Source organism: Stakelama portus (assembly GCF_003171655.1).
GTDB classification, from domain to species: Bacteria; Pseudomonadota; Alphaproteobacteria; order Sphingomonadales; family Sphingomonadaceae; genus Sphingomonas; species Sphingomonas portus.
Genome location: NZ_QFZL01000004.1, coordinates 241,725 through 260,511, shown reverse-complemented (window position 1 = coordinate 260,511; position 18,787 = coordinate 241,725). Strand labels below are relative to the sequence as shown.

Annotated in this window: 23 protein-coding genes and 1 tRNA gene; 10 read left to right on the top strand and 14 right to left on the bottom strand. The window is 64.5% G+C overall.

Translation table 11 applies throughout. The annotated features are described in order from the left end of the window. Positions 1–23: 23 nt before the first annotated feature. The 4 genes from DKB74_RS12710 to DKB74_RS12695 form a co-directional block, all read right to left on the bottom strand. A complete protein-coding gene (locus DKB74_RS12710; RefSeq protein WP_109808530.1) occupies positions 24–548 on the bottom strand; it encodes a GNAT family N-acetyltransferase in 525 nt (174 codons plus the stop codon). 1 nt (position 549) lies between these two features. After that, positions 550–1,596 carry a homocysteine S-methyltransferase family protein gene (locus DKB74_RS12705; protein WP_109808812.1) on the bottom strand — a complete coding sequence of 349 codons (1,047 nt, stop codon included), beginning with the start codon at positions 1,594–1,596 and terminating at the stop codon, positions 550–552. Positions 1,597–1,701: 105 nt separating this feature from the next. Beyond that, the gene (gene metF, locus DKB74_RS12700) at positions 1,702–2,643 is read right to left on the bottom strand and encodes a methylenetetrahydrofolate reductase (RefSeq protein WP_109808529.1); all 942 of its coding nucleotides are present in this window, start codon (positions 2,641–2,643) and stop codon (positions 1,702–1,704) included. Next, entirely contained in the window at positions 2,640–3,599 is a 960-nt protein-coding gene (locus DKB74_RS12695; RefSeq protein WP_109808528.1) for an ArsR/SmtB family transcription factor, read from the bottom strand. Before DKB74_RS12695 ends, metF begins: the two co-directional genes overlap by 4 nt. Positions 3,600–3,717: 118 nt before the next feature. Between DKB74_RS12695 and DKB74_RS12690 the strand changes: the two genes are divergently transcribed. Together DKB74_RS12690 and DKB74_RS18835 are read left to right on the top strand one after the other, a co-directional pair. Further along, the gene (locus tag DKB74_RS12690) at positions 3,718–3,969 is read left to right on the top strand and encodes a hypothetical protein (protein ID WP_109808527.1); all 252 of its coding nucleotides are present in this window, start codon (positions 3,718–3,720) and stop codon (positions 3,967–3,969) included. Continuing rightward, on the top strand, positions 3,944–4,147 hold the full coding sequence (locus DKB74_RS18835; RefSeq protein ID WP_109808526.1) for a hypothetical protein: 204 nt from the start codon (positions 3,944–3,946) through the stop codon (positions 4,145–4,147). Before DKB74_RS12690 ends, DKB74_RS18835 begins: the two co-directional genes overlap by 26 nt. Before the next feature lie 3 nt (positions 4,148–4,150). Here DKB74_RS18835 and DKB74_RS12680 read toward each other — a convergent pair whose 3' ends face one another. Both DKB74_RS12680 and DKB74_RS12675 read right to left on the bottom strand, forming a co-directional pair. Further along, positions 4,151–4,888, bottom strand: coding sequence for an energy transducer TonB (locus DKB74_RS12680; RefSeq protein WP_109808525.1), 738 nt, complete (start codon positions 4,886–4,888; stop codon positions 4,151–4,153). 33 nt (positions 4,889–4,921) lie between these two features. Beyond that, the gene (locus tag DKB74_RS12675) at positions 4,922–6,373 is read right to left on the bottom strand and encodes an MFS transporter (RefSeq protein WP_193504455.1); all 1,452 of its coding nucleotides are present in this window, start codon (positions 6,371–6,373) and stop codon (positions 4,922–4,924) included. A 202-nt stretch (positions 6,374–6,575) separates the two neighbouring features. Here DKB74_RS12675 and DKB74_RS12670 point away from each other — a divergent pair, with 202 nt between their 5' ends. Further along, a complete protein-coding gene (locus tag DKB74_RS12670; RefSeq protein ID WP_109808524.1) occupies positions 6,576–7,364 on the top strand; it encodes an SDR family oxidoreductase in 789 nt (262 codons plus the stop codon). A gap of 97 nt (positions 7,365–7,461) precedes the next feature. Next, the gene (gene lepB, locus DKB74_RS12665) at positions 7,462–8,181 is read left to right on the top strand and encodes a signal peptidase I (protein WP_161956866.1); all 720 of its coding nucleotides are present in this window, start codon (positions 7,462–7,464) and stop codon (positions 8,179–8,181) included. A 15-nt stretch (positions 8,182–8,196) separates the two neighbouring features. Here the strand turns inward: lepB and DKB74_RS12660 are convergent, their stop codons facing one another. Beyond that, positions 8,197–10,452 carry an NADP-dependent malic enzyme gene (locus DKB74_RS12660; protein WP_109808522.1) on the bottom strand — a complete coding sequence of 752 codons (2,256 nt, stop codon included), beginning with the start codon at positions 10,450–10,452 and terminating at the stop codon, positions 8,197–8,199. Positions 10,453–10,693: 241 nt separating this feature from the next. Here DKB74_RS12660 and infA point away from each other — a divergent pair, with 241 nt between their 5' ends. The 5 genes from infA to DKB74_RS12635 all read left to right on the top strand — a co-directional run bounded on the left by infA (position 10,694) and on the right by DKB74_RS12635 (position 12,745). Next, positions 10,694–10,912: a translation initiation factor IF-1 gene (gene infA / locus DKB74_RS12655; RefSeq protein ID WP_109808521.1), complete on the top strand. Its 219-nt coding sequence runs from the start codon at positions 10,694–10,696 to the stop codon at positions 10,910–10,912. Positions 10,913–10,936: 24 nt separating this feature from the next. Beyond that, the gene (locus tag DKB74_RS12650; RefSeq protein ID WP_109808520.1) at positions 10,937–11,506 is read left to right on the top strand and encodes a Maf family protein; all 570 of its coding nucleotides are present in this window, start codon (positions 10,937–10,939) and stop codon (positions 11,504–11,506) included. Then, on the top strand, positions 11,499–12,455 hold the full coding sequence (locus DKB74_RS12645) for an Rne/Rng family ribonuclease (RefSeq protein WP_109808519.1): 957 nt from the start codon (positions 11,499–11,501) through the stop codon (positions 12,453–12,455). The genes DKB74_RS12650 and DKB74_RS12645 overlap by 8 nt, the downstream gene beginning before the upstream one ends. Beyond that, positions 12,452–12,637, top strand: coding sequence for a DNA gyrase inhibitor YacG (locus DKB74_RS12640; RefSeq protein ID WP_109808518.1), 186 nt, complete (start codon positions 12,452–12,454; stop codon positions 12,635–12,637). The genes DKB74_RS12645 and DKB74_RS12640 overlap by 4 nt, the downstream gene beginning before the upstream one ends. A 32-nt stretch (positions 12,638–12,669) precedes the next feature. After that, positions 12,670–12,745, top strand: a tRNA-Phe gene (locus DKB74_RS12635). A 40-nt stretch (positions 12,746–12,785) separates the two neighbouring features. Here the strand turns inward: DKB74_RS12635 and DKB74_RS12630 are convergent. Further along, a complete protein-coding gene (locus DKB74_RS12630; RefSeq protein ID WP_109808517.1) occupies positions 12,786–13,760 on the bottom strand; it encodes a bile acid:sodium symporter family protein in 975 nt (324 codons plus the stop codon). Between the two features lie 236 nt (positions 13,761–13,996). Here DKB74_RS12630 and DKB74_RS12625 point away from each other — a divergent pair, with 236 nt between their 5' ends. Next, positions 13,997–14,509 (top strand): SRPBCC family protein, encoded by a 513-nt coding sequence (locus DKB74_RS12625; RefSeq protein WP_145960994.1) that lies wholly within the window; start codon positions 13,997–13,999, stop codon positions 14,507–14,509. Positions 14,510–14,514: 5 nt separating this feature from the next. Here the strand turns inward: DKB74_RS12625 and DKB74_RS12620 are convergent, their stop codons facing one another. The 6 genes from DKB74_RS12620 to sufC are packed head-to-tail and all read right to left on the bottom strand — an operon-like array spanning position 14,515 to position 18,765. Beyond that, the gene (locus tag DKB74_RS12620; protein WP_109808515.1) at positions 14,515–14,874 is read right to left on the bottom strand and encodes a HesB/IscA family protein; all 360 of its coding nucleotides are present in this window, start codon (positions 14,872–14,874) and stop codon (positions 14,515–14,517) included. A 40-nt stretch (positions 14,875–14,914) separates the two neighbouring features. Continuing rightward, positions 14,915–15,394, bottom strand: coding sequence for an SUF system Fe-S cluster assembly protein (locus DKB74_RS12615; protein ID WP_109808514.1), 480 nt, complete (start codon positions 15,392–15,394; stop codon positions 14,915–14,917). 5 nt (positions 15,395–15,399) lie between these two features. Continuing rightward, positions 15,400–16,614, bottom strand: a complete 1,215-nt coding sequence (locus DKB74_RS12610) for a cysteine desulfurase (RefSeq protein WP_193504453.1) — start codon at positions 16,612–16,614, stop codon at positions 15,400–15,402. Beyond that, positions 16,614–17,699: a SufB/SufD family protein gene (locus tag DKB74_RS12605; RefSeq protein ID WP_109808513.1), complete on the bottom strand. Its 1,086-nt coding sequence runs from the start codon at positions 17,697–17,699 to the stop codon at positions 16,614–16,616. Before DKB74_RS12605 ends, DKB74_RS12610 begins: the two co-directional genes overlap by 1 nt. Continuing rightward, complete coding sequence (locus tag DKB74_RS12600; RefSeq protein WP_109808512.1) at positions 17,696–18,025, bottom strand: Rossmann-fold NAD(P)-binding domain-containing protein; 330 nt, start codon at positions 18,023–18,025, stop codon at positions 17,696–17,698. The genes DKB74_RS12605 and DKB74_RS12600 overlap by 4 nt, the downstream gene beginning before the upstream one ends. Then, complete coding sequence (sufC, locus tag DKB74_RS12595; RefSeq protein WP_109808511.1) at positions 18,022–18,765, bottom strand: Fe-S cluster assembly ATPase SufC; 744 nt, start codon at positions 18,763–18,765, stop codon at positions 18,022–18,024. Before sufC ends, DKB74_RS12600 begins: the two co-directional genes overlap by 4 nt. Positions 18,766–18,787 lie beyond the last annotated feature (22 nt).

The window sequence follows — 18,787 nt, the reverse complement described above, 5'->3', positions numbered from 1 at the left end:
AGACTGACTCATATTCGAGGAATTCAGGAAGCGAGCGGTCGCGCCATGACGAGATCGTCATAGTGGCGGCCGCCGACGCAAAAGCTGCGGGTGCCCACGGCTTCGAAGCCGTGCTTTCGATAGAAACCGATCGCGCGATGATTGTCGTTCTTGACGCCCAGCATCAGCCGCGCATGCCCGCGCGATCCGGCAACCACCGTATCGAGCAGCGCAGCCGCAATGCCGCTGCCATGGTAGCGCGACAGCAGATAGATGCGCCGCAACTCGCGGTCGTCGGGCTGCGATCCGGGAAGATCCGGCGCCGTGGTCAGGGCAAAGCCGACCGGTGCGCCGCCCGGTTCGATCGTGACGAGCCACGCCTGCGCACCATCGCCCAGCGCCGTACGATAGGCTTCCGCCCGGTGCTGTTTGGCACAATGCGCAACGATGGCGCCGCCATCGATTCGTCCGGCAAAGGTATCGAGGAAGGTGGCGCCGCCCACCAGAGCCAGCGCATCCGAATCCTCCGGTCCCGCTGGCCGGATCGCAAGGTCGGCGGTCGGGTGCACGTCACGCGGCCATGGTGAACGGTTCGAGCCCGGCGAGCCGGGTGCGGACCTCGAGCGTCGGCAGCATGCGCGGCGCGCGGCCTTCGACTGCCTTCGCGATCGCGGCAATATGTTCGGGCGTCGATCCGCAACAGCCGCCGAGGATGTTGACCTGGCCCGCCTGCGCCCATTTGCCGACCAGCGACGCCGTGGTTTCGGGCGCTTCGTCATATTCGCCCAGTTCGTTGGGCAACCCCGCATTGGGATAGACCATGATCAGCGTGTCGGCGAGCTTGGCCAGCGTCGCGACGTGCGGACGCAGCTGTTCGGCGCCGAACGAACAATTGAGCCCGATCGTTACCGGCCGGGCGTGCCGCACCGCATGCCAGAACGCTTCGACCGTGTGGCCCGACAGATTGCGACCCGACAGGTCGGTCAGCGTCATCGACAGCATGATCGGCACATCGCGGCCCAACGCGTCCGCCGCTTCGCCGACCGCCATGATTCCCGCCTTGGCGTTGAGCGTATCGAACACGGTTTCGATCAGGATGAAGTCGGCGCCGCCTTCGAGCAGGGCATCGACCTGTTCGCGATAGACATCCTTCAGCTCGTCGAAATCGATTTCGCGAAAGCCCGGATCATTGACGTCGGGGGACAGCGAAAGCGTCTTGTTGGTCGGTCCGATCGCCCCGGCGACGAAGCGCGGACGCCCGTCCTTCGCTTCGAACTCATCGGCAACGCGCCGCGCCATCTTCGCGCTTTCGACATTGATTTCGCGGACCAGATGTTCGGCGGCATAATCGGCCTGGCTGATCCGGTTCGCCGAAAAAGTGTTGGTTTCGGCAATATCCGCGCCTGCTTCGAAATAGGCGCGGTGGATGCTTTCCGGCACCTCAGGCTTGGTGAGCGCGAGGATGTCGTTATTGCCCTTCTGGTCCTTGGTCAGGCCCAGATCGCCGGCATAGGCGGCTTCGTCGAGCTTCCAGTTCTGGATCTCGGTGCCAAAGGCCCCGTCGGTGATCAGGATGCGCTTGGCCGCTTCGGCCAGCAATTTTTCGCGTGCGTTCATGTCTCGATTTCCATTCGTGTCGCGCGAAGTCGAGACATGCTCGCGCTTCGCCTGCCGCACGCCCCGGAACTTCGCTCGGGACGAACGGGTTGATTTCCGATTCGCTCAGGCCGCCGCCGCTTCCGCGCCGGGCTTGGGACGTACCCCCAGCAAATGGCAGATCGCGTAGCTCAGCTCGGCACGGTTGAGCGTGTAGAAGTGAAAATTCCGCTCGCCGCCGGCATATAGCTTGCGGCACAGCTCCGCCGCGATCGTCGCGGACACGAGCTGACGCGCCTCGGGATGGTCGTCGAGCCCTTCGAACAGCCGTCCCATCCACGACGGCACTTGCGTGCCGCACATTTTCGACATGCGCTCGACGCTGGCATAATTCATCACCGGCATGATGCCGGGCACGATTTCCGCCGTGATGCCCGCCGCCGCCGCCTTGTCGCGAAAGCGGAAGAAATGGTCGGGATCGAAGAAGAACTGCGTGATCGCGCGATTGGCACCAGCGTCCATCTTGCGCTTCAGATTGTCGAGATCGGCCTGTTCGTCCGCCGAATCCGGGTGGCATTCGGGATAGGCAGCAACCGAAATTTCAAACGGATGAAGCTTGCGCAGCCCAGCGACCAGCGCCGCGGCATTTTCATATCCGCCCGGGTGCATCTGATATTTGCTGCCCGCTGTGGGCGGATCGCCGCGCAGCGCGACGATGTGTCGTACGCCCGCGGCCCAATATTCCTCGGCAACCGCGTCGATTTCTTCCTTCGTTGCTTCGACGCAGGTCAGGTGCGCGGCGGCGGCAAGGCTGGTCTCGCGCGCGATCCGTGCGACCGTCGCATGCGTGCGCTCACGCGTCGAACCGCCCGCGCCATAGGTGACCGACACGAAGCGCGGCCCCAGCGGCGCCAGCGCCTGAATCGAATCCCACAAGGTCGCTTCCATCTTCTCCGTCTTCGGCGGGAAGAATTCGAACGACACGTCGATATCGCCCGCCATGTCGGCAAAGAGCGGCGCGTCATGCGCGCGGCGCGCTTCCTCGCGCTGGTGAATAGAGTCGTTCATGCCGCTTTCCTTCTTTTAGCCGGTTCTCCGGTCTTGCGGCCGAGCCACAATTTCACTGTCAGTTCGCCTCCTTCGAGCGTTTCGATCTGCACCGGCGAAATGCCGCTTGCGGCAAACCATCCGAGGATCTGTTCGTCCGAAAATCCCAGCCGCGCATGCGCGTCGCGGATGCGCAGTTCCTCGCGGTCGTGCGGCGCGAAATCGGCAATCAGCAGCCGCCCGCCTTCGTTCAGCACACGCGCAGCCTCGGCAATCGCGCCGCCGGGCTGTTGCGCGAAATGCAGCACGTGATGCAGCACCGCCGTGTCCGCCGCGCGATCGGCCAGCGGCAGCGCATAGAGATCCGCCTGCCGCAATTCGGCATTGTTCAATCCCTGTTCGGACAGTTTCGCCCGGGCGAGGCGGAGCATTTCCGAACTGCGATCGATTCCCAGCGCGTGATCCGACTGCGGCCCGAACAATTCGATCATCCGCCCCGTTCCGGTGCCGATATCGACCAGCTGCCCAAGCGAGGCATCGCCCAGCACCCGCGCCATCGCCGCCTCGACTTCGCTTTCGGCGATGTGGAGCGAACGAATCGCATCCCATTCGCCGGCATGTTCCTCGAACCACTCCGCCGCTGCCGCGGCACGATCCGCGCGAACCGCGGCAAGCCGCGCTTCATCCGCCACCGTCCAGTGATCGGGCTCGCTCGTGCGCCAGGCGTCGAATGTCGCCAGCACCGGATCGACCACGTCGCGCGCACCGAGCGCCACGAACACCCAGCTGCCCTCCTTGCGCCGCTCGGCAAGCCCGGCGTCGCACAATATCTTCACATGGCGCGAGACACGCGGCTGGCTCTGCCCCAGCACCTGCGCCAGTTCGCCGACCGAAAGCTCCATCGAACGCAGCAGTCCCAGCATCCGCAGACGCGTGGGATCGGCAAGAGCGCGGAAGATTTCGAGCGGAGCGACCATGGCAATATAGATATAAAGATATCTTTATATCGGGTCAACGCAGTTGCACGTACTTCTACCGTTCGATAGCGCTATCCCCGCGGGACCGATCCCGCTCCGGCATTCGAAAAGGACGACCATGCGCAAGGCACTTCTCATCCCCGTCGCGGCGGCGGCCGCGCTGGCGCTTTCGGCTTGTGGCCAGAGCGCCAAGAACGAAACCGCCGAGGCATCCGAAGCGATGGCCGGCGACAGCAACACGATGGGCGAAGCGGTCAACGACGTCGCCGCTGCCGAAGACGCTGCGTTCGACGCTGCGCAGAACAGCTATGACACCGTCGCCAACGCGACCGACGAAGCGGTCGATGAAGCCGCCGACGAAGTCGACTGAGATGCGCACCGGCCCGGCAGTGGCGTTGATGCTCGCCTGCCTCCTCGCCGCCTGCGGGTCATCCGATGACGACAATGTGGGCGGCATCACCGCCAGTGAGGCGCGCGAGCTGAACGAAGCCGCCGCCGTGCTCGACGTCAACGCGTCCGATGTCGCCCCGATCGCGAACGCACAATAGCGCTCAGCGCGGCTCCAGCCACCAATCCTGGCGATAGCCGGCGATCGTGGGCACGGGCTGCCCCTGTGCATCGCGCGCCGGTTGATAGCGAAAGCGCGCCACCGCGAGCCGGCATGTCGTGCTGTCGAGCAATGCGCTGCCGCTCGACCGTGCCACGCTGCATGCCGTGACGCGCCCGCGCGCATCGACGTCGAGATGCACGGTGACGCTGCCGGTGATACCATCGCGAGAGGCCTGGCGCGGATAGTCGCGTGGCGAAATCGCGCCGCGCACGCGCCGCGCCGCCACGGCAATGCCGCTGCCGGTTCCGGTGCCGCTGCCACCGCTGCCCAGCCCCGCGCCAACGCCCGCCGCGCCGGTTCCCGGCCCCGGCCGGTCGCTCGCCCCGGCGCTGTCTTCGCTTCCTTCGGCAGCGACCGGTGGCGCCGTGCGCGGCGGCGGCAGCGGCTGGACGCGCGGCGTGGGCGCGACGACGGGCCTGGGCCGGGCCCGCAGCGCGGGCGGCGCGGCCTCACCTTCGCGCGCCGTCGAAGGTTTTCGCACCGGGGTGGCTTGTTCGGGCGGCGGCGGCGCAGGCGGCTGCACTTCGAATAATGCCAGGCTGTCGGTCACGGGCAGCGAAATGCGAACCGCCAGCCCCAGCCAGATCATTGCGAGCAGCGCGGCGCCGACAGCCCCGGCGATCAGGGCACCGGCAATCCGCGCGCGATGGGCGGGACGATGTGTCTGCCAGACAGTCATGTCGTAACAACCGGCGGCGGCGCGCGTCGATCCTCAGCCTTGTTCGGACAGTTTCTCCAGACGCGCCTGATGCTCCGCCCGGCCGAAGGGAAAGCGCCGATAGAGCAGCGCCGCAACCAATCCCAGGCCGAAATAGACGATCGCGAAGAGCAAGGTGAGCCGGTCGATCGTCGCTTCCGCAACCGCACCCTGCCGGGCACCATCGGGAAAGTCCGCGAGCGACAGGATCAGCCCGGCGGCAAAGATGCCCAGGCCGCTCGTGCATTTCTGAACGAAAAAGGCTCCGGCGAAAAATACGCCTTCGGAACGCCGCCCGGTCCGCGCTTCGGAATCCTCCGAAACGTCGGCCATCATCGAAGCGAAGAGAATGGTGGAGGAAATCCCACAGGCCGAATTGATCGTGAAGATAGTGAACAGCAGCGGCAGCATGATCGGCGACGATGGCGGCGGAAACAGCCCCGCAAGCCTGAGCACATAGGGTGACGCCAGCAGCACCGCCGCCGCGAGCATGAAACCGAACGCAGCATCGGGCTTGCCGAAGCGCCGCGCGACTCGCGGCGCGATCAGGAACGCGATCACCGCGCCGCCGAACAGCACCAGCCCGACCAGCGTATAGGCCATGCCGTGGAACAGCCAGACATAGGTATAGAGATAATTGGAAAGCGCGAAGCTGATCCCCTGCGCAGTGAAATAGAAAAGGCCCGCAAGCATCAGGATCGCGAAGGCGCGGTTGCGCAGCGTTTCGACAAGCTCCCGGAAACTGCCCGCAAGCGTCGTACGCGCCACCCCGGCATCGGGCAGCCGCGCGATTTCGCGATGGGTGCCGAGCGCCGAAACCACAATCGCCACCAGCATCGCAAGCCCGCCCGCGAGCGCGAAACCGACATAGCCTTCGCGATTGAGCAGGCCGCTGGTCTGCCCCGGTTGGGGCGCGAGGAAGATGCCGTAGGAAGCGATCAGCATGCCAAGGCCGCCGGCCCATCCGAACAGATAGCGATAGGCCATGATCCGCGTCCGCTCGTCATAATCGGACGTCAGTTCGGGGCTGAGCGCCTGTGACGGCACTTCATAGGAAGAGACTGCGGAGCGGACCACGACCGACATCGCGAACACCCAGCCGAGCATTGCCGAATGCGACCATTCGGGCGGATTCCACAAGAGCAGCCACGCGACCAGGATCGGTATCGCCGACGCATACATCCATGGGTGCCGCCGCCCCCAGCGCGTCCGCGTGTGATCGGAAAGGAACCCCACCGCCGGATCGACGAACGCATCGAACAGCAGCGCGCACATGATGACGAAGCCGACTTGCGAGGCGGGAAGGCCGATCACCTGATTGTAGAAAAGCAGGAGGAACGACGAAAACGCGAAATCCTTGACGCCATACGCGACCGCGCCAAAGCCATAGGCAAGCAGCGTCGCGCGCCCAAGCTGCCGCGCCGGTGGAACCGATGCCGGAATGTCTCCGTCCTGTCGTGCCTGCATGCGCCCCTCCCCTTTCCATTCAGGGATAGGCGGTACGTTCCGGGCGTCAACTCGCGGGTAATTGGAACAACGGGTATGGCGCTGCCGCCTTGGCAAGCGGAAGCAGGGTCGCTAGCGATCGCCCGGAACAGCCATTGATTCGAATTGAGGGCACGGAAGCGCAGCATCGCGACCACCCGCAAAAATGAGGAGCAGGAAGCAGATGGACGTCAGCAAGCTATTTCGCCTCGACGGCCGCGTCGCACTGGTGACCGGCGGATCGCGCGGTATCGGCCGCATGATTGCCGAAGGCTTCGTGGCCTCCGGCGCCAAAGTCTATGTTTCCTCGCGCAGCGCCGATGCGTGCGACGAAACCGCCGCGGAACTGGGCGAAAACTGTATCGCGCTGCCGATGGACGTTTCGACCGTCGAAGGCTGCAAGGCGCTCGCCGCCGCGATCATGGAGCGCGAAGGCAAGCTCGACATTCTGGTCAATAATGCCGGCGCGGCATGGGGCGCCGAATTCGCCGACTTCCCCGAAGATGGCTGGGACAAGGTGATGGACCTCAATGTGAAGTCGCCTTTCTTCCTTACCCAGGCGCTGTACGGAGCGCTCAAGGCCGCCGCCAGCGCCGACCAGCCCGCCAAGGTGATCAACATCACGTCGATCGACGGCCAGCGCAACAATGGCTGGGAAACCTATAGCTATCATGCGTCGAAGGCAGCGTTGATCCATCTGACGCACCGCATGTCGGCCCGGCTGGTCGGCGATCACATCAATGTCAGCTCGCTCGCGCCCGGCGCCTTTGCTTCGCGCATGAACAAGGCGGCACGCGACCATGGCGATTCGGTTGCGAAACGCATTCCCGCCGGTCGCATCGGCGAGCCGGAAGATATGGCGGCAGCCGCAATCTATCTCGCCAGCCGCGCGGGCGACTATGTCGTCGGCGATACGCTCACGGTCGATGGCGGCGTCGTCAATGCGACAATGACGAGCAACATCGAGGCCTGACGTCGATTGCGGATTGACCGCCTGCCCGCGCCGGGGAAATCTCGGCGCGGGCATGGGGGTATCTTGCATGGGAAACGGCCGGACGCGCAGGCGGCGATTGGCGATCGGAACGGCAAGCGTTGCCGGCGCGGCGCTGCTGGCGGTGCAGTTGCACGCCAGCGGGATCGCCCGAACGGCGATGAACGATTTCCAGGTTTTCTGGATTCCTTCCAATTCGATGGTGCCCACGCTGATGCCGCGCGAACGCATCCTGGCGGAAATGGACGGCGATCCCGATCCGCGGCCAGGCGAGATCGTGATCATCGCGGTGAAAGACGAATTCTGGATAAAGCGCGTCGTCGCCATCGGTGGCGACCGTATCGCGGTTCGCGGCGGCATCCCGATCGTCAACGGCGTCGCGGCGCGCCAGCAATATCAGCGCACCATCACCAAATTCACATATGGTGATCCGGGGCAGAATGAAGCGCGTGTACTGACCGAGCATCTGCCCGGCGAAGCGGGGCGCCATTGCGTCATCGATCTGGGCGTCAGTCCGGGAGATAATTTTCGCGAACAGGTGGTGCCCGACGGCCATGTCTTCGTCATGGGCGACAATCGCGACAATTCCGCCGACAGCCGCTTTGCAGAATCGGACATGGGGCTGGGAATGGTCCCGGTCGAACGTCTGCTCGGCCGGGCGCATTCGATCGTTCTGAGTGTCGACCGTGGCCGCATCCGTCAGTCGCTGCTGCCGCCGACAGACGCCTCGGCTCCGCCGCCCGAATGCATCGCACAGATGATCCGTCCCGGCCGATCGCTCAGCCGGGACCGAAGCTAGCGCCTGCCGATCGGTTCAGCGCGCGATACCGCCCGCCGCCAGCACCGCCAGCGTGACCAGTTCGCTGGCAGTCGCCGTCATCGCCGCGACCTGTACCGGCTTTTCCATACCGATCAGCATCGGCCCGATCGTCGAATCGCCGCCCAGTTCGCGCAGAAGCTTGGCAGAGATATTGGCCGACTGAAGCCCCGGCATCACCAGCACATTGGCAGGACCCGAAAGCCGCGCGAACGGATAATTCGCCATCTGCTTGGGATTGAGCGCGACGTCGGGCGCCATTTCGCCTTCATATTCGAAGCCGGGGTCCCGCTCGTCGAGCACCTTCACTGCCGCACGGATATTGTCGAGCCACTGGCCCTCCGGGTTGCCGAAGGTCGAATAGCTGAGGAACGCGACACGCGGTTCGTGGCCCATGCGACGCGCGACGGCGGCGGTACCTTCGGCAATCGCCGCCAGTTCCTCGCCCGTCGGCCGTTCGTTGACCGTCGTATCGGCGATGAAGACCGTGTGCGACTGGCCGACCAGCACATGGATGCCGAACGGCACGCGCCCTTCGGCCGGATCGATGACGCGACGGATCTGGCGCATCGTTTCGGCATAGGTGCGCGTGATGCCGGTGATCATCGCGTCACCCTTGCCCAGTTGCAGCAGCAGCGCGCCGAAAATATTGCGGTCGCGATTGACCAGCCGCTCGATATCGCGGTGCAGATAGCCGCGCCGCTGAAGCCGCTTGTAGAGGAAATCGACCATTTCCGGCACGAGCGGCGAATTGACGCTGTTGTGCAGCTCATATTCTTCCGGATCGACGCCCAGGTCGCGCAGTTGATCGGCCACGCTTTCGCGCCCGACGAGAACCGGCGTGCCATAGCCGCCGTCCTTGAACGCGATCGCGGCGCGCAGCACCACTTCCTCTTCGGCTTCGGCGAAGATCACGCGCTTGGGATGCGCACGCGCACCTTCATAGGCAAGCGTCAGCACCGAGGTCGTCGGGTTGAGGCGACCGCGCAGCGTCTGGCGATAGGCCTCCATATCCTCGATCGGACGCGTCGCCACGCCCGAATCCATCGCCGCCTGTGCGACAGCAGCCGGCACGATTTCCATCAGCCGCGGGTCGAACGGCGCGGGAATGATATAATCGGGGCCGAACACATGCTGCGTGCCATAGGCCGCAGCGACTTCCTCGGGCACCTGCTGGCGCGCCAGCTTGGCGAGCGCTTCGGCGGCGGCGACCTTCATCGCATCGTTGATCGTCGTCGCCCGCACATCGAGCGCGCCACGGAAGATGAAGGGAAAGCCCAGGACGTTGTTGACCTGATTGGGATAATCCGAACGGCCGGTGGCGATGATCGCATCGGGGCGCGCCGCCTTGGCTTCGGGCGGAGTGATTTCCGGATCGGGATTGGCCATGGCAAAGATGATTGGCTTTTCCGCCATCTTTTCCAGATATTCGACCGGCAAGGCACCGGCGGCGGACAGCCCCACGAACACATCGGCGCCTTCCAGCGCTTCGGCCAGCGTGCGCCGGTCGGTCTGCACCGCGTGCGCCGACTGCCACTGGTTCACCTTTTCGCGGCCCTGATAGATCACGCCGGTGCGATCGCACATCAGCAGCTGATCATTGGGCAGGCCCATCGCCTTGATCAGTTCGGCACAGGCGATCGCGGCAGCGCCCGCCCCGTTCATCACCACCTTGGTGTCCTTGATATCGCGCCCGGTCAGGTGAAGCGCATTGATCAGCCCGGCGGCGGCGATGATCGCCGTGCCATGCTGATCGTCATGGAACACCGGAATGTTCATCCGTTCGCGCAGCGTCTGCTCGATCACGAAACATTCGGGGCTCTTGATGTCTTCAAGGTTGATGCCGCCGAAGCTCGGCTCCATCAGCTCGACGGCCGAGATGAATTTTTCGACATCCTCGGTCGCCAGTTCCAGATCCATCGCGTCGACATCGGCGAACCGCTTGAACAGCACCGCCTTGCCTTCCATCACCGGCTTGGATGCGAGCGCGCCGAGATTGCCCAGGCCCAGAATGGCCGTGCCGTTGGAGATCACCGCGACCAGATTGCCCTTGGCCGTATAATCATATGCCTTGGACGGGTCTTCCGCGATCGCGCGCACCGGCACCGCGACACCCGGCGAGTATGCAAGCGCCAGATCGCGCTGCGTCGCCATCGGCTTTGACGCCACGATCTCCAGCTTTCCGGGCTTGGGATCGGAATGGAACAGCAGCGCCTCGCGCTCGGAAAACTGCACGCTCGCGTTATCGGCCATGATTTTCTCTCTTTCTGATTGCCGCGGTCTTTAGGGACGAGTGGGCTGGCCTGTCACCCCCGAATTCATCGCAAAACCTGCCTATTGCCGCTACGGCCCATGCCGTGCTTGTCCGGACGCGGCATCGTTGCCATATATGACGCGTTGCGCGGTCGGCTTGTTGCGACCGATCCCCCGCTTTTCTTTTTGCACGCGCCGGAGTAAAGGCTCCCGCGCCTGAGCCCAGCATAAGAGGTATTTTTTGGCCAAGGAAGAACTGCTTGAAATGCGTGGCACGGTCGTTGAGCTTCTGCCCAACGCCATGTTCCGTGTTCGGCTTGAGAACGATCATGAGATTCTCGGCCACACCGCCGGCAAGATGCGCAAGAACCGCATCCGTGTGCTGGTGGGCGACGAAGTGCTCGTCGAACTGACGCCCTATGACCTGACCAAGGGTCGGATCACCTATCGCTTCAAGTAAGCGTTGGGCGAGGTTCCAGCGCCGATGAAGCTCGTCCTCGCCTCGACCAGTCCGCGCCGCCGCGATCTGCTCGGCCAGCTGGGCGTCACGCCGGATCGCATTGCGACTCCCGACATCGACGAAGATCCGCTTCCCGGCGAATTGCCGCGCGTCTATGCGCTGCGGCTCGCCGAGGAAAAGGCGCGTGCGGTGTCGCGCGATGCGGACGAAATCGTCCTTGCCGGCGATACCACCATCGCGGTCGGGCGCCGCATTCTCAACAAACCCGAAGATGACGCCGATCATCGTGCGATGCTGAGGCTGCTGTCGGGACGGCGGCACCATTGCCTGTCGGCGGTGTGCGTGATCGACCGGACCGGCACGGCACGTACGCGGCTTGCCGATACGATCGTCACCTTCAAGCGGCTGAGCGAGGCCGAAATCCAGGCCTATATCGCCAGCGGCGAAGGCGCGGGCAAGGCTGGCGGCTATGCCATTCAGGGGCGCGCAGCCGGGCTGATCCGCTATCTTGGCGGCAGCCATTCGGGTGTCGTCGGGTTGCCGCTGTTCGAAACGCGCGCCTTGCTGGTAGCGGCAGGCTGTCCGCTTGGCTGAGTGGCTGTACGAAGCCGGGATCGGCGAAGCGCGGGCCGCGCTGGTCGACCACGGCGCGATCGTGAAGCTGCGGATCGAACCCGAAGACACCGGCCCGCGCGTCGATACCATCGCGCCTGCCCGGCTGATCGACCGCACGACCGGCAAGGTGGCGCTGGCAAGCGGCGAAGAGGCGCTCTGCACTCCCTTGCCGCGCGGCATCACCGAAGGCGCCGGCCTGATGGTGCGCATCGTCCGCGAACCGATTCCCGAGCCCGGCCGTGCGAAACTGGCCAAGGCAGTGCCTGCCGATGGCGACGCGACCGCCGCGCCCGGCCCGAATCTGCTCGCGCGAATCACCGCCAGCGGCATTCCGGTGCGCCGATGCCAGGCACACGAACCGGACCGGCTGGAAGCGGCAGGCTGGTCGGAAACGCTTGAGGAAGCGCGCACCGGCGAAATCGCATTTTCCGGCGGCGCGTTGCGCATGTGGGTGACGCCGGCAATGACCTTGTTCGACGTCGATGGATCGGGTCCGCTCGAACCGCTCGCAATCGCCGCTGCGGAGGCCGTCGCCCATGCGATCGTCCGTCACGATATCGCGGGTTCGATCGGCATCGATTTCCCGACGCTGAGCGGAAAGGCCGCGCGCAACGCCGTTGCCGAAGCGATCGACGCGACGCTGCCGCAGCCATTCGAACGCACGGCAGTAAATGGCTTCGGTTTCCTGCAGATCATTCGCCGCCGCATGCGGCCGTCCCTGCCCGAACTGCTTGCCGGCGATCCGGCGGGCGCGGCGGTACGCGCCGAACTGCGCATGCTCGAACGACTTCCCCCGCCCGCTCCGGCTACCCATATATTGGCCAGGCCGCTTTTCGATCGCCTGATGCGCGCGCCCGGCTGGGTTGCCGAACTGCATCGCCGCAGCGGCGGAAGAACGCAATTTCTGGAGCAAGACGACCGACGATGACGCGACGTGACACCTGCCCCGTATGCGGCAATCCCGCCGCTCCCGACACCAAGCCCTTTTGCAGCCGCGGCTGCAAGGATCGCGATTTGCTGCAATGGCTGGGCGAGGGCTATCGCATTCCCGGCGATCCGGTCGATCCGGAAGCACAAACTGGGCTGGACACGCCTGAGAATCGCGACTAGGAGGCGGCCCTTCCAGCGATTCCGCTCGGAATGCCCAGGTAGCTCAGTTGGTAGAGCATGCGACTGAAAATCGCAGTGTCGGTGGTTCGATCCCGCCCCTGGGCACCATTTTCCCGATAGCAAAAGCGAATCGCCACGGCGGCCGCGGTCATTCCGGTTCGATCCGGGCGGCATAGCGCCGCGCGATCATCGCGCAGGCGATCAGCTGAATCTGGTGAAAGATCATCACCGGCAACAGGATCATGCCCACTTGCGCCGGCGCGAACAGCACCCCGGCCATCGGCACGCCCGTCGCCAGGCTTTTCTTCGATCCGCAGAACAGGAGCACGATCGCGTCCTCGCGCGGGAAGCCGAGCGCCCTGCCCATCACCCAGTTGACCAAAAGCACGACGGCAAGGAGGACGAGGCAGATCAGGATCAATATGCCCAGATCGCTCGCCGACAGCTGCTGCCACAGCCCCGCGACCACCGCCGCGCCGAACGCGGTATAGACGACCAGCAAAATGCTGCCGCGATCGACGAAGCCGATCATCCGGCGATTGCGCGTCACGAACGCGCCGATCCATGGCCGCAGCATATGGCCGGCCGCAAAAGGCACGAGCAGCTGGAGCAGGATCGTCTCGACTGCCTCCATCGATACGCCGCCCTGTCCGCCGACCATATTCGCCATCAGCAGCGCGACGAGCGCAGGCGTGACGAAGATACCGGCCATGTTGGAAAAGGAAGCGCTGCATACCGCCGCGGCGACATTGCCGCCCGAGATCGACGTAAAGGCGATCGACGATTGCACTGTAGAGGGCAACAGCGTGAGGAACAGCAGCCCGGCGGCGATCGGTGCGGTGACGAAGGGAAGATTGCTCACCACCAACCCGAACAGCGGGAACAGGACGAACACCGCCGCCATCACGGCAAGGTGCAGGCGCCAGTTGCGCGCGCCGGCGAGCAGCGCCTCGCGCGACAATTTTGCGCCGTGGAGGAAGAAGAGCAGCACGATCGCCGCATTGGCCGCGACATCGAACACCGGCACCCACATGCCGCGCGGCGGCAACAGGGTGGCAAGCAGCACCGTTGCCAGCAATGCGCCGACAAACGGTTCGAACCATGCGAACAGCCGCCCCAGCATCAGCGGTTCCGCCCGCCGGTGGCGGAGGACGGGCGCCGTCGCACGCGTCCCGACGCGACGACAGGCGCATGTGCGCTGCGATCAATCATGCAAATCCCCTTGTCGCCGCGAGCATTAGCGCGCCGCGCCCTTGCGTGAAGCCCATTCCTGTCCCGTGATTGCGAAACCGATGGCGATCATGAGGCGCTGCGTCACAAAATCTACTTGCGATTGTGCAGTTGCGAAGGAATAGTGCAGTGCATGACGGATCGCACAGCTCTGGCCAACGATTGCCGGCGACACTTGCAAAAAGCGCACTGCTGCTGATGGCGGCGGCGCTGCGACTGACGTTGCTGCGGCGCTATCCCGCTTCTGCCGATATTGTCTATTCCGCATGGATTATGCCGCACCTGCTAACACGCTGGTGGGCCGGTGAAGGCGGACGCGTGCCGATGGCACAGATCAATCCACGCATCGGCGGCAATTTCCTGATCGATTCGCTCCGCGCCAATGGCGACGCGGCGGAGGAATGGGGCGTTTTTTCCAGCGCCACGACGAACGAACTGCTCGAATTCAGCTGGTGTTGCGACGATCCGGCGCAACGGCGCGTGATCGTGCAACTGCTGCCGCTCGGCGACAGCGAAACCGAGCTCAGCCTCGTCCATTTCGGCTTTCCCGACGATGTCGCCTGTGCGACGCAAAAGCTGCGCTGGGAGGCGGCACTCGATGCGCTCGGGAAATTGCTCGCCGGACCCTTGCCGCAGATCTGACGGGGTCAGACGGTAAAGCTTTCCCCGCAACCGCACGCGCCCTTTGCGTTCGGATTTTCGAAGGTGAATCCGGCGGTGAAATCATCTTCCACCCAATCCATCGTCGATCCGATCAGATAGAGGATCGATCCGGCATCGACGAAGAATGTCCCGCCCGGCGTTTCGATCCGCTCGTCGATCGGGTTGGCTTCGGTGACATAATCGACCGAATAGGCGAGCCCCGAACAGCCGCGACGCGGCGTCGACAGCTTGACGCCGACGGCACCCTCGGGCGCGCGCGACATCAGTTCCGCGATCCGCGCCTCCGCGGCGGGGGTCAGAATGATCGCGGCGGGGCGCGTTCGGGTTTTGGTGTCGGTCATCATCCAATCCTTCCTCCCCTCCGCTATGCAGGAGGGGGAATGGTTACAGCATGCCCAGTTCGAGCTTTGCCTCGTCGCTCATCTTTCCCGGATCCCAGGGCGGGTCCCAGACCAGATTGACTTCGGCATGGCCGACGCCGGGCACCGATCCGACGCGCAGTTCGACTTCGCCCGGCATCGATTCGGCGACCGGGCAATGCGGCGTCGTCAGCGTCATCGTCACGGCGGCATGGCCGTCATCGGTCACTTCGACGCCATAGATAAGCCCCAGGTCATAGATGTTCACCGGAATTTCCGGGTCATAGATTTCCTTGAGCGCTTCGATGATCGCTTCATAGGTTTCGCCGCCCGGTTCGCCCACTGCCTGGGCTGCGGGCTTTTGCGAGAGAAAGCCTTCGAGATAGTCGCGCTTGCGCTCGAACGTCTCGCGCGCGCTTGCATCGGCGGCATCGTCCACGCGAGCACGCGGCGGCGGCGCCACGGCCTCGACTTCCTCAGTCACGATCTTCCGGTCTTCGTCCATCAAGCTCACCCGAATATCCGCGTCACACGTTCGACCCCGGCGACCAGCGCCGCGACGTCCCGTGCATTGTTATAGACCCCGAAACTTGCCCGCGCCGTGGCGGGCACGCCCAGCGCATCCATCAGCGGCTGGGCGCAATGATGGCCGGCGCGGATCGCCACGCGGCCTTCATCCAATATGGTAGCGATGTCATGGGGATGAACCCCCTCGACCGCGAAACTGACGATTCCGGCCGACTCCTCCGGCCCGAACAGCCGCACGCTGTTGATCGCCGACAATTGCTCGCGCGCTTGCGTGACCAGGGCCGCTTCATGCGCATGGATGCGATCAAGCCCGATGCCGTCGACATAATCGATCGCCGCATGCAGCCCCAGCGCGCCGACGATATGCGGTGTCCCTGCCTCGAACCGGCCCGGCGGCGGGGCATAGGTCGTCTTTTCAAACGTCACCCGATCGATCATCGATCCTCCCCCCTGCCAGGGCGGCATCGCTTCGAGTATGGCGCCGCGTGCCCACAGCGCGCCGATCCCGGTCGGGCCATAGAGTTTGTGCCCGGAAAAGACATAGAAGTCGCAATCGAGCGCCTGCACATCGACGCCGATCCGGGGCACCGCCTGACATCCGTCGAGCAACAGCTTCGCGCCGACGCCATGCGCCAACTGCGCCGCGCGCTTCGCGTCGAGGATCGCCCCGGTGACATTGGAAACATGCGCCAGCGCGACCAGCTTGTGCTGCTCGGTCAGCATTGCCGCCATCGCGTCGAGATCGATCGCCTGATCGTCAGTCATCGGCACGACATCGATATGCGCACCGACGCGCTGCGCCAGCATCTGCCACGGCACGATGTTCGAATGATGCTCGATCTGGCTGAGCAGAATACGGTCGCCGGCCTTCAGCTGCGAACCGCCCCAACTGTCGGCGACCAGATTGATCGCTTCGGTCGCACCGCGCACGAAAACGATTTCGTCGGCGCTTGCCGCATTGAGGAATTTCGCCGTCCGCGCGCGTGCCGCTTCATAGGCAAGCGTCATGTCCGCCGAACGCTGATAAACGCCGCGATGGACAGTGGCATAGGTCTCGCCATAACCGCGCGCGATCGCATCGAGCACCGGCTGCGGCTTCTGGGCCGTCGCAGCCGTGTCGAGATAGGCCCAGCCTTCCGGAATCGCCGGGAAATCGGCGAGCAGATCGAGCGCGCGGGTGTCGGTGGTGGTGGCCATCACAATGCTTCCCCCAGCCACGCCGCCGCATCTTCCAGAAACGCTTCGCGCACCGTTTCCTCGCCGATCCGGTCGATCGCATCGGCAACGAAAGCGCGGGTCAGCAATCCGCGTGCCCGGGTTTCCGGCAGGCCACGGCTTTCGAGATAAAAGAGCGCCTGCTTGTCGAGTTCGCCCACGGTTGCGCCATGCGCGCATTGCACGTCATCGGCGAAAATCTCCAGCTCGGGCTTCAGATTCACCGTGGCGGTTCGATCGAGCAACAAGCCGCGCAGCGATTGTTCGCCATCAGTCTTCTGCGCATGCCGCACGACTTCGGCGCGCGCGGCAAGGCTGGCGGTCGAACGGTCCGCCGCAACCGCGCGCCAGATCTGGCGGCTGGTCCCTTCGGGCTGTGCATGGCGCATCACGACAGCGGCTTCCTGCCGCTGTTCACCGCGCGTCAGCAACGCGCCGCCCATTTCGCCATAGGCGCCCGGCCCGGCCAGCGTGATTGCCCCGTCGATCCGGCTACCCATGCCGCCAACGCCCAGAAATACCGACACCAGGCTCGCCGCTTCGGCAACATCGGCTTCGTCGCGGATCGAGACAAAGCCCTCGCGCTGGAGCAGTCGCACCGACCGCATCAGCCGCGCGCCGCGCTTCAGCCCGATCTGGCACAGCCGATTGGCCCAGCCGCGCCCGGCATAGGTTTCGATCACGCTTGCAGTGGCATCCTCACCGAGCAGGATGCGTGCCGGCACGTGATTTTCGCCGCCGGTCGAAACATGGACGATCTGGATATCGCCACGCGCTGCGCCGTTCTCCAGAGTCAGGGTCCACCCCTCGCCGCTCGCCAATGCGCCGAGCGGGTGATCGCTCGCCGCTTCGAACGGGCTGACCGCAACGCCGTCCGGACGGCTGTGCGCGGGTTCGAACATGCCGTCGACGAACAACAGCCGCGGCCCTTCGATATCGAGGAACAGCGCCGCCGGGTCAGCGCCCGGATCGCCTGCAGGCATATTGGCGGCGGCCTGAAGCGCATCCATGTCCGACCAGCGCCATGCTTCGCGCCGGCGCGTGGGGAGTTCCAGTGTCGCGCTCATCGTTCGCGCTCCATTTCGCGGCGCAACTGGCGCAGCAGACGCGGTTTGCGCGATTCGAGGCATGCCCGCACCGCCGCATCCTCACCGCCGACGCGGCGTACGCAATCGGTGGCCGCGCGGCACAACCGGTCGTCGAGACGCGGGCTGCCTGTCGTCCCCGACAGCGAACAATGAAACCTGCCTTCGCGGTCGCGCCCGACATTGGCCGAAATGCTGCGCAGCCGTTCGGCGATGACGACGATTTCTTCATTGCCCAGCGGCGGCACGTCCTGCACCGGGGCGGATTGCACAGGCGCGGCAAGCAGCAAGAGGCCGATCAGCATCATGCCGCCAGTTCCCCATAGCCTTCGCGCTCAAGCTCCTGCGCCAGCTCGGGACCGCCCGACCGGACGATCCTGCCATCGGCAAGCACATGCACCTTGTCGGGCTGCACATAATCGAGCAGCCGCTGATAATGGGTGATCAGCAGCACCGATTTGTCGGGTGCGCGCATGATCCGGTTGATGCCGTCGCCGACGGCCTTCAGCGCATCGATGTCGAGCCCGGAATCGGTTTCGTCGAGGATCGCGAATTTGGGCGCCAATATGCCCATCTGCACCATTTCGTTGCGCTTCTTTTCGCCGCCCGAAAAGCCGACATTGACCGGGCGTTTGAGCATGTCCTGATGCATCCCCAGCGCATCCGCCTGTGCGCGGGCGAGCTTCAGAAACTCCGCGCCCGAAAGCGGCGCTTCATCGCGTGCGCGGCGCTGGCTGTTCAGCGCTTCGCGCAGGAACTGTACGTTCGAGATGCCGGGAATTTCGACCGGATATTGAAAGCCGAGGAACAGTCCGGCCGCGGCGCGTTCATAGGGTGCGAGTTCGAGCAGGTCCTGACCGTCGAATGTCACCGACCCCTGCGTGACTTCATAGCCGTCACGCCCGCCCAGCACATAGCCGAGCGTCGATTTGCCCGCGCCATTGGGGCCCATGATCGCATGGATTTCCCCGGTCGCGACTTCGAGGCTCAACCCCTTCAGGATTTCCTTGCCGTCGATTTCGGCGTGGAGATTTTCAATTTTCAGCATCGGTTACATCTCGAAAAAAGCA

Excerpts from the sequence above, each read along its gene's own strand:
- DKB74_RS12705 (WP_109808812.1), bottom strand. The coding sequence starts at position 1,596 with ATGAACGCACGCGAAAAATTGCTGGCCGAAGCGGCCAAGCGCATCCTG.
- metF (WP_109808529.1), bottom strand. The coding sequence starts at position 2,643 with ATGAACGACTCTATTCACCAGCGCGAGGAAGCGCGCCGCGCGCATGAC.
- DKB74_RS12695 (WP_109808528.1), bottom strand. The coding sequence starts at position 3,599 with ATGGTCGCTCCGCTCGAAATCTTCCGCGCTCTTGCCGATCCCACGCGT.
- DKB74_RS12690 (WP_109808527.1), top strand. The coding sequence starts at position 3,718 with ATGCGCAAGGCACTTCTCATCCCCGTCGCGGCGGCGGCCGCGCTGGCG.
- DKB74_RS18835 (WP_109808526.1), top strand. The coding sequence starts at position 3,944 with ATGAAGCCGCCGACGAAGTCGACTGAGATGCGCACCGGCCCGGCAGTG.
- DKB74_RS12680 (WP_109808525.1), bottom strand. The coding sequence starts at position 4,888 with ATGACTGTCTGGCAGACACATCGTCCCGCCCATCGCGCGCGGATTGCC.
- DKB74_RS12675 (WP_193504455.1), bottom strand. The coding sequence starts at position 6,373 with ATGCAGGCACGACAGGACGGAGACATTCCGGCATCGGTTCCACCGGCG.
- DKB74_RS12670 (WP_109808524.1), top strand. The coding sequence starts at position 6,576 with ATGGACGTCAGCAAGCTATTTCGCCTCGACGGCCGCGTCGCACTGGTG.
- DKB74_RS12660 (WP_109808522.1), bottom strand. The coding sequence starts at position 10,452 with ATGGCCGATAACGCGAGCGTGCAGTTTTCCGAGCGCGAGGCGCTGCTG.
- DKB74_RS12650 (WP_109808520.1), top strand. The coding sequence starts at position 10,937 with ATGAAGCTCGTCCTCGCCTCGACCAGTCCGCGCCGCCGCGATCTGCTC.
- DKB74_RS12640 (WP_109808518.1), top strand. The coding sequence starts at position 12,452 with ATGACGCGACGTGACACCTGCCCCGTATGCGGCAATCCCGCCGCTCCC.
- DKB74_RS12630 (WP_109808517.1), bottom strand. The coding sequence starts at position 13,760 with ATGCTGGGGCGGCTGTTCGCATGGTTCGAACCGTTTGTCGGCGCATTG.
- DKB74_RS12620 (WP_109808515.1), bottom strand. The coding sequence starts at position 14,874 with ATGATGACCGACACCAAAACCCGAACGCGCCCCGCCGCGATCATTCTG.
- DKB74_RS12615 (WP_109808514.1), bottom strand. The coding sequence starts at position 15,394 with ATGGACGAAGACCGGAAGATCGTGACTGAGGAAGTCGAGGCCGTGGCG.
- DKB74_RS12610 (WP_193504453.1), bottom strand. The coding sequence starts at position 16,614 with ATGGCCACCACCACCGACACCCGCGCGCTCGATCTGCTCGCCGATTTC.
- DKB74_RS12605 (WP_109808513.1), bottom strand. The coding sequence starts at position 17,699 with ATGAGCGCGACACTGGAACTCCCCACGCGCCGGCGCGAAGCATGGCGC.
- DKB74_RS12600 (WP_109808512.1), bottom strand. The coding sequence starts at position 18,025 with ATGATGCTGATCGGCCTCTTGCTGCTTGCCGCGCCTGTGCAATCCGCC.
- sufC (WP_109808511.1), bottom strand. The coding sequence starts at position 18,765 with ATGCTGAAAATTGAAAATCTCCACGCCGAAATCGACGGCAAGGAAATC.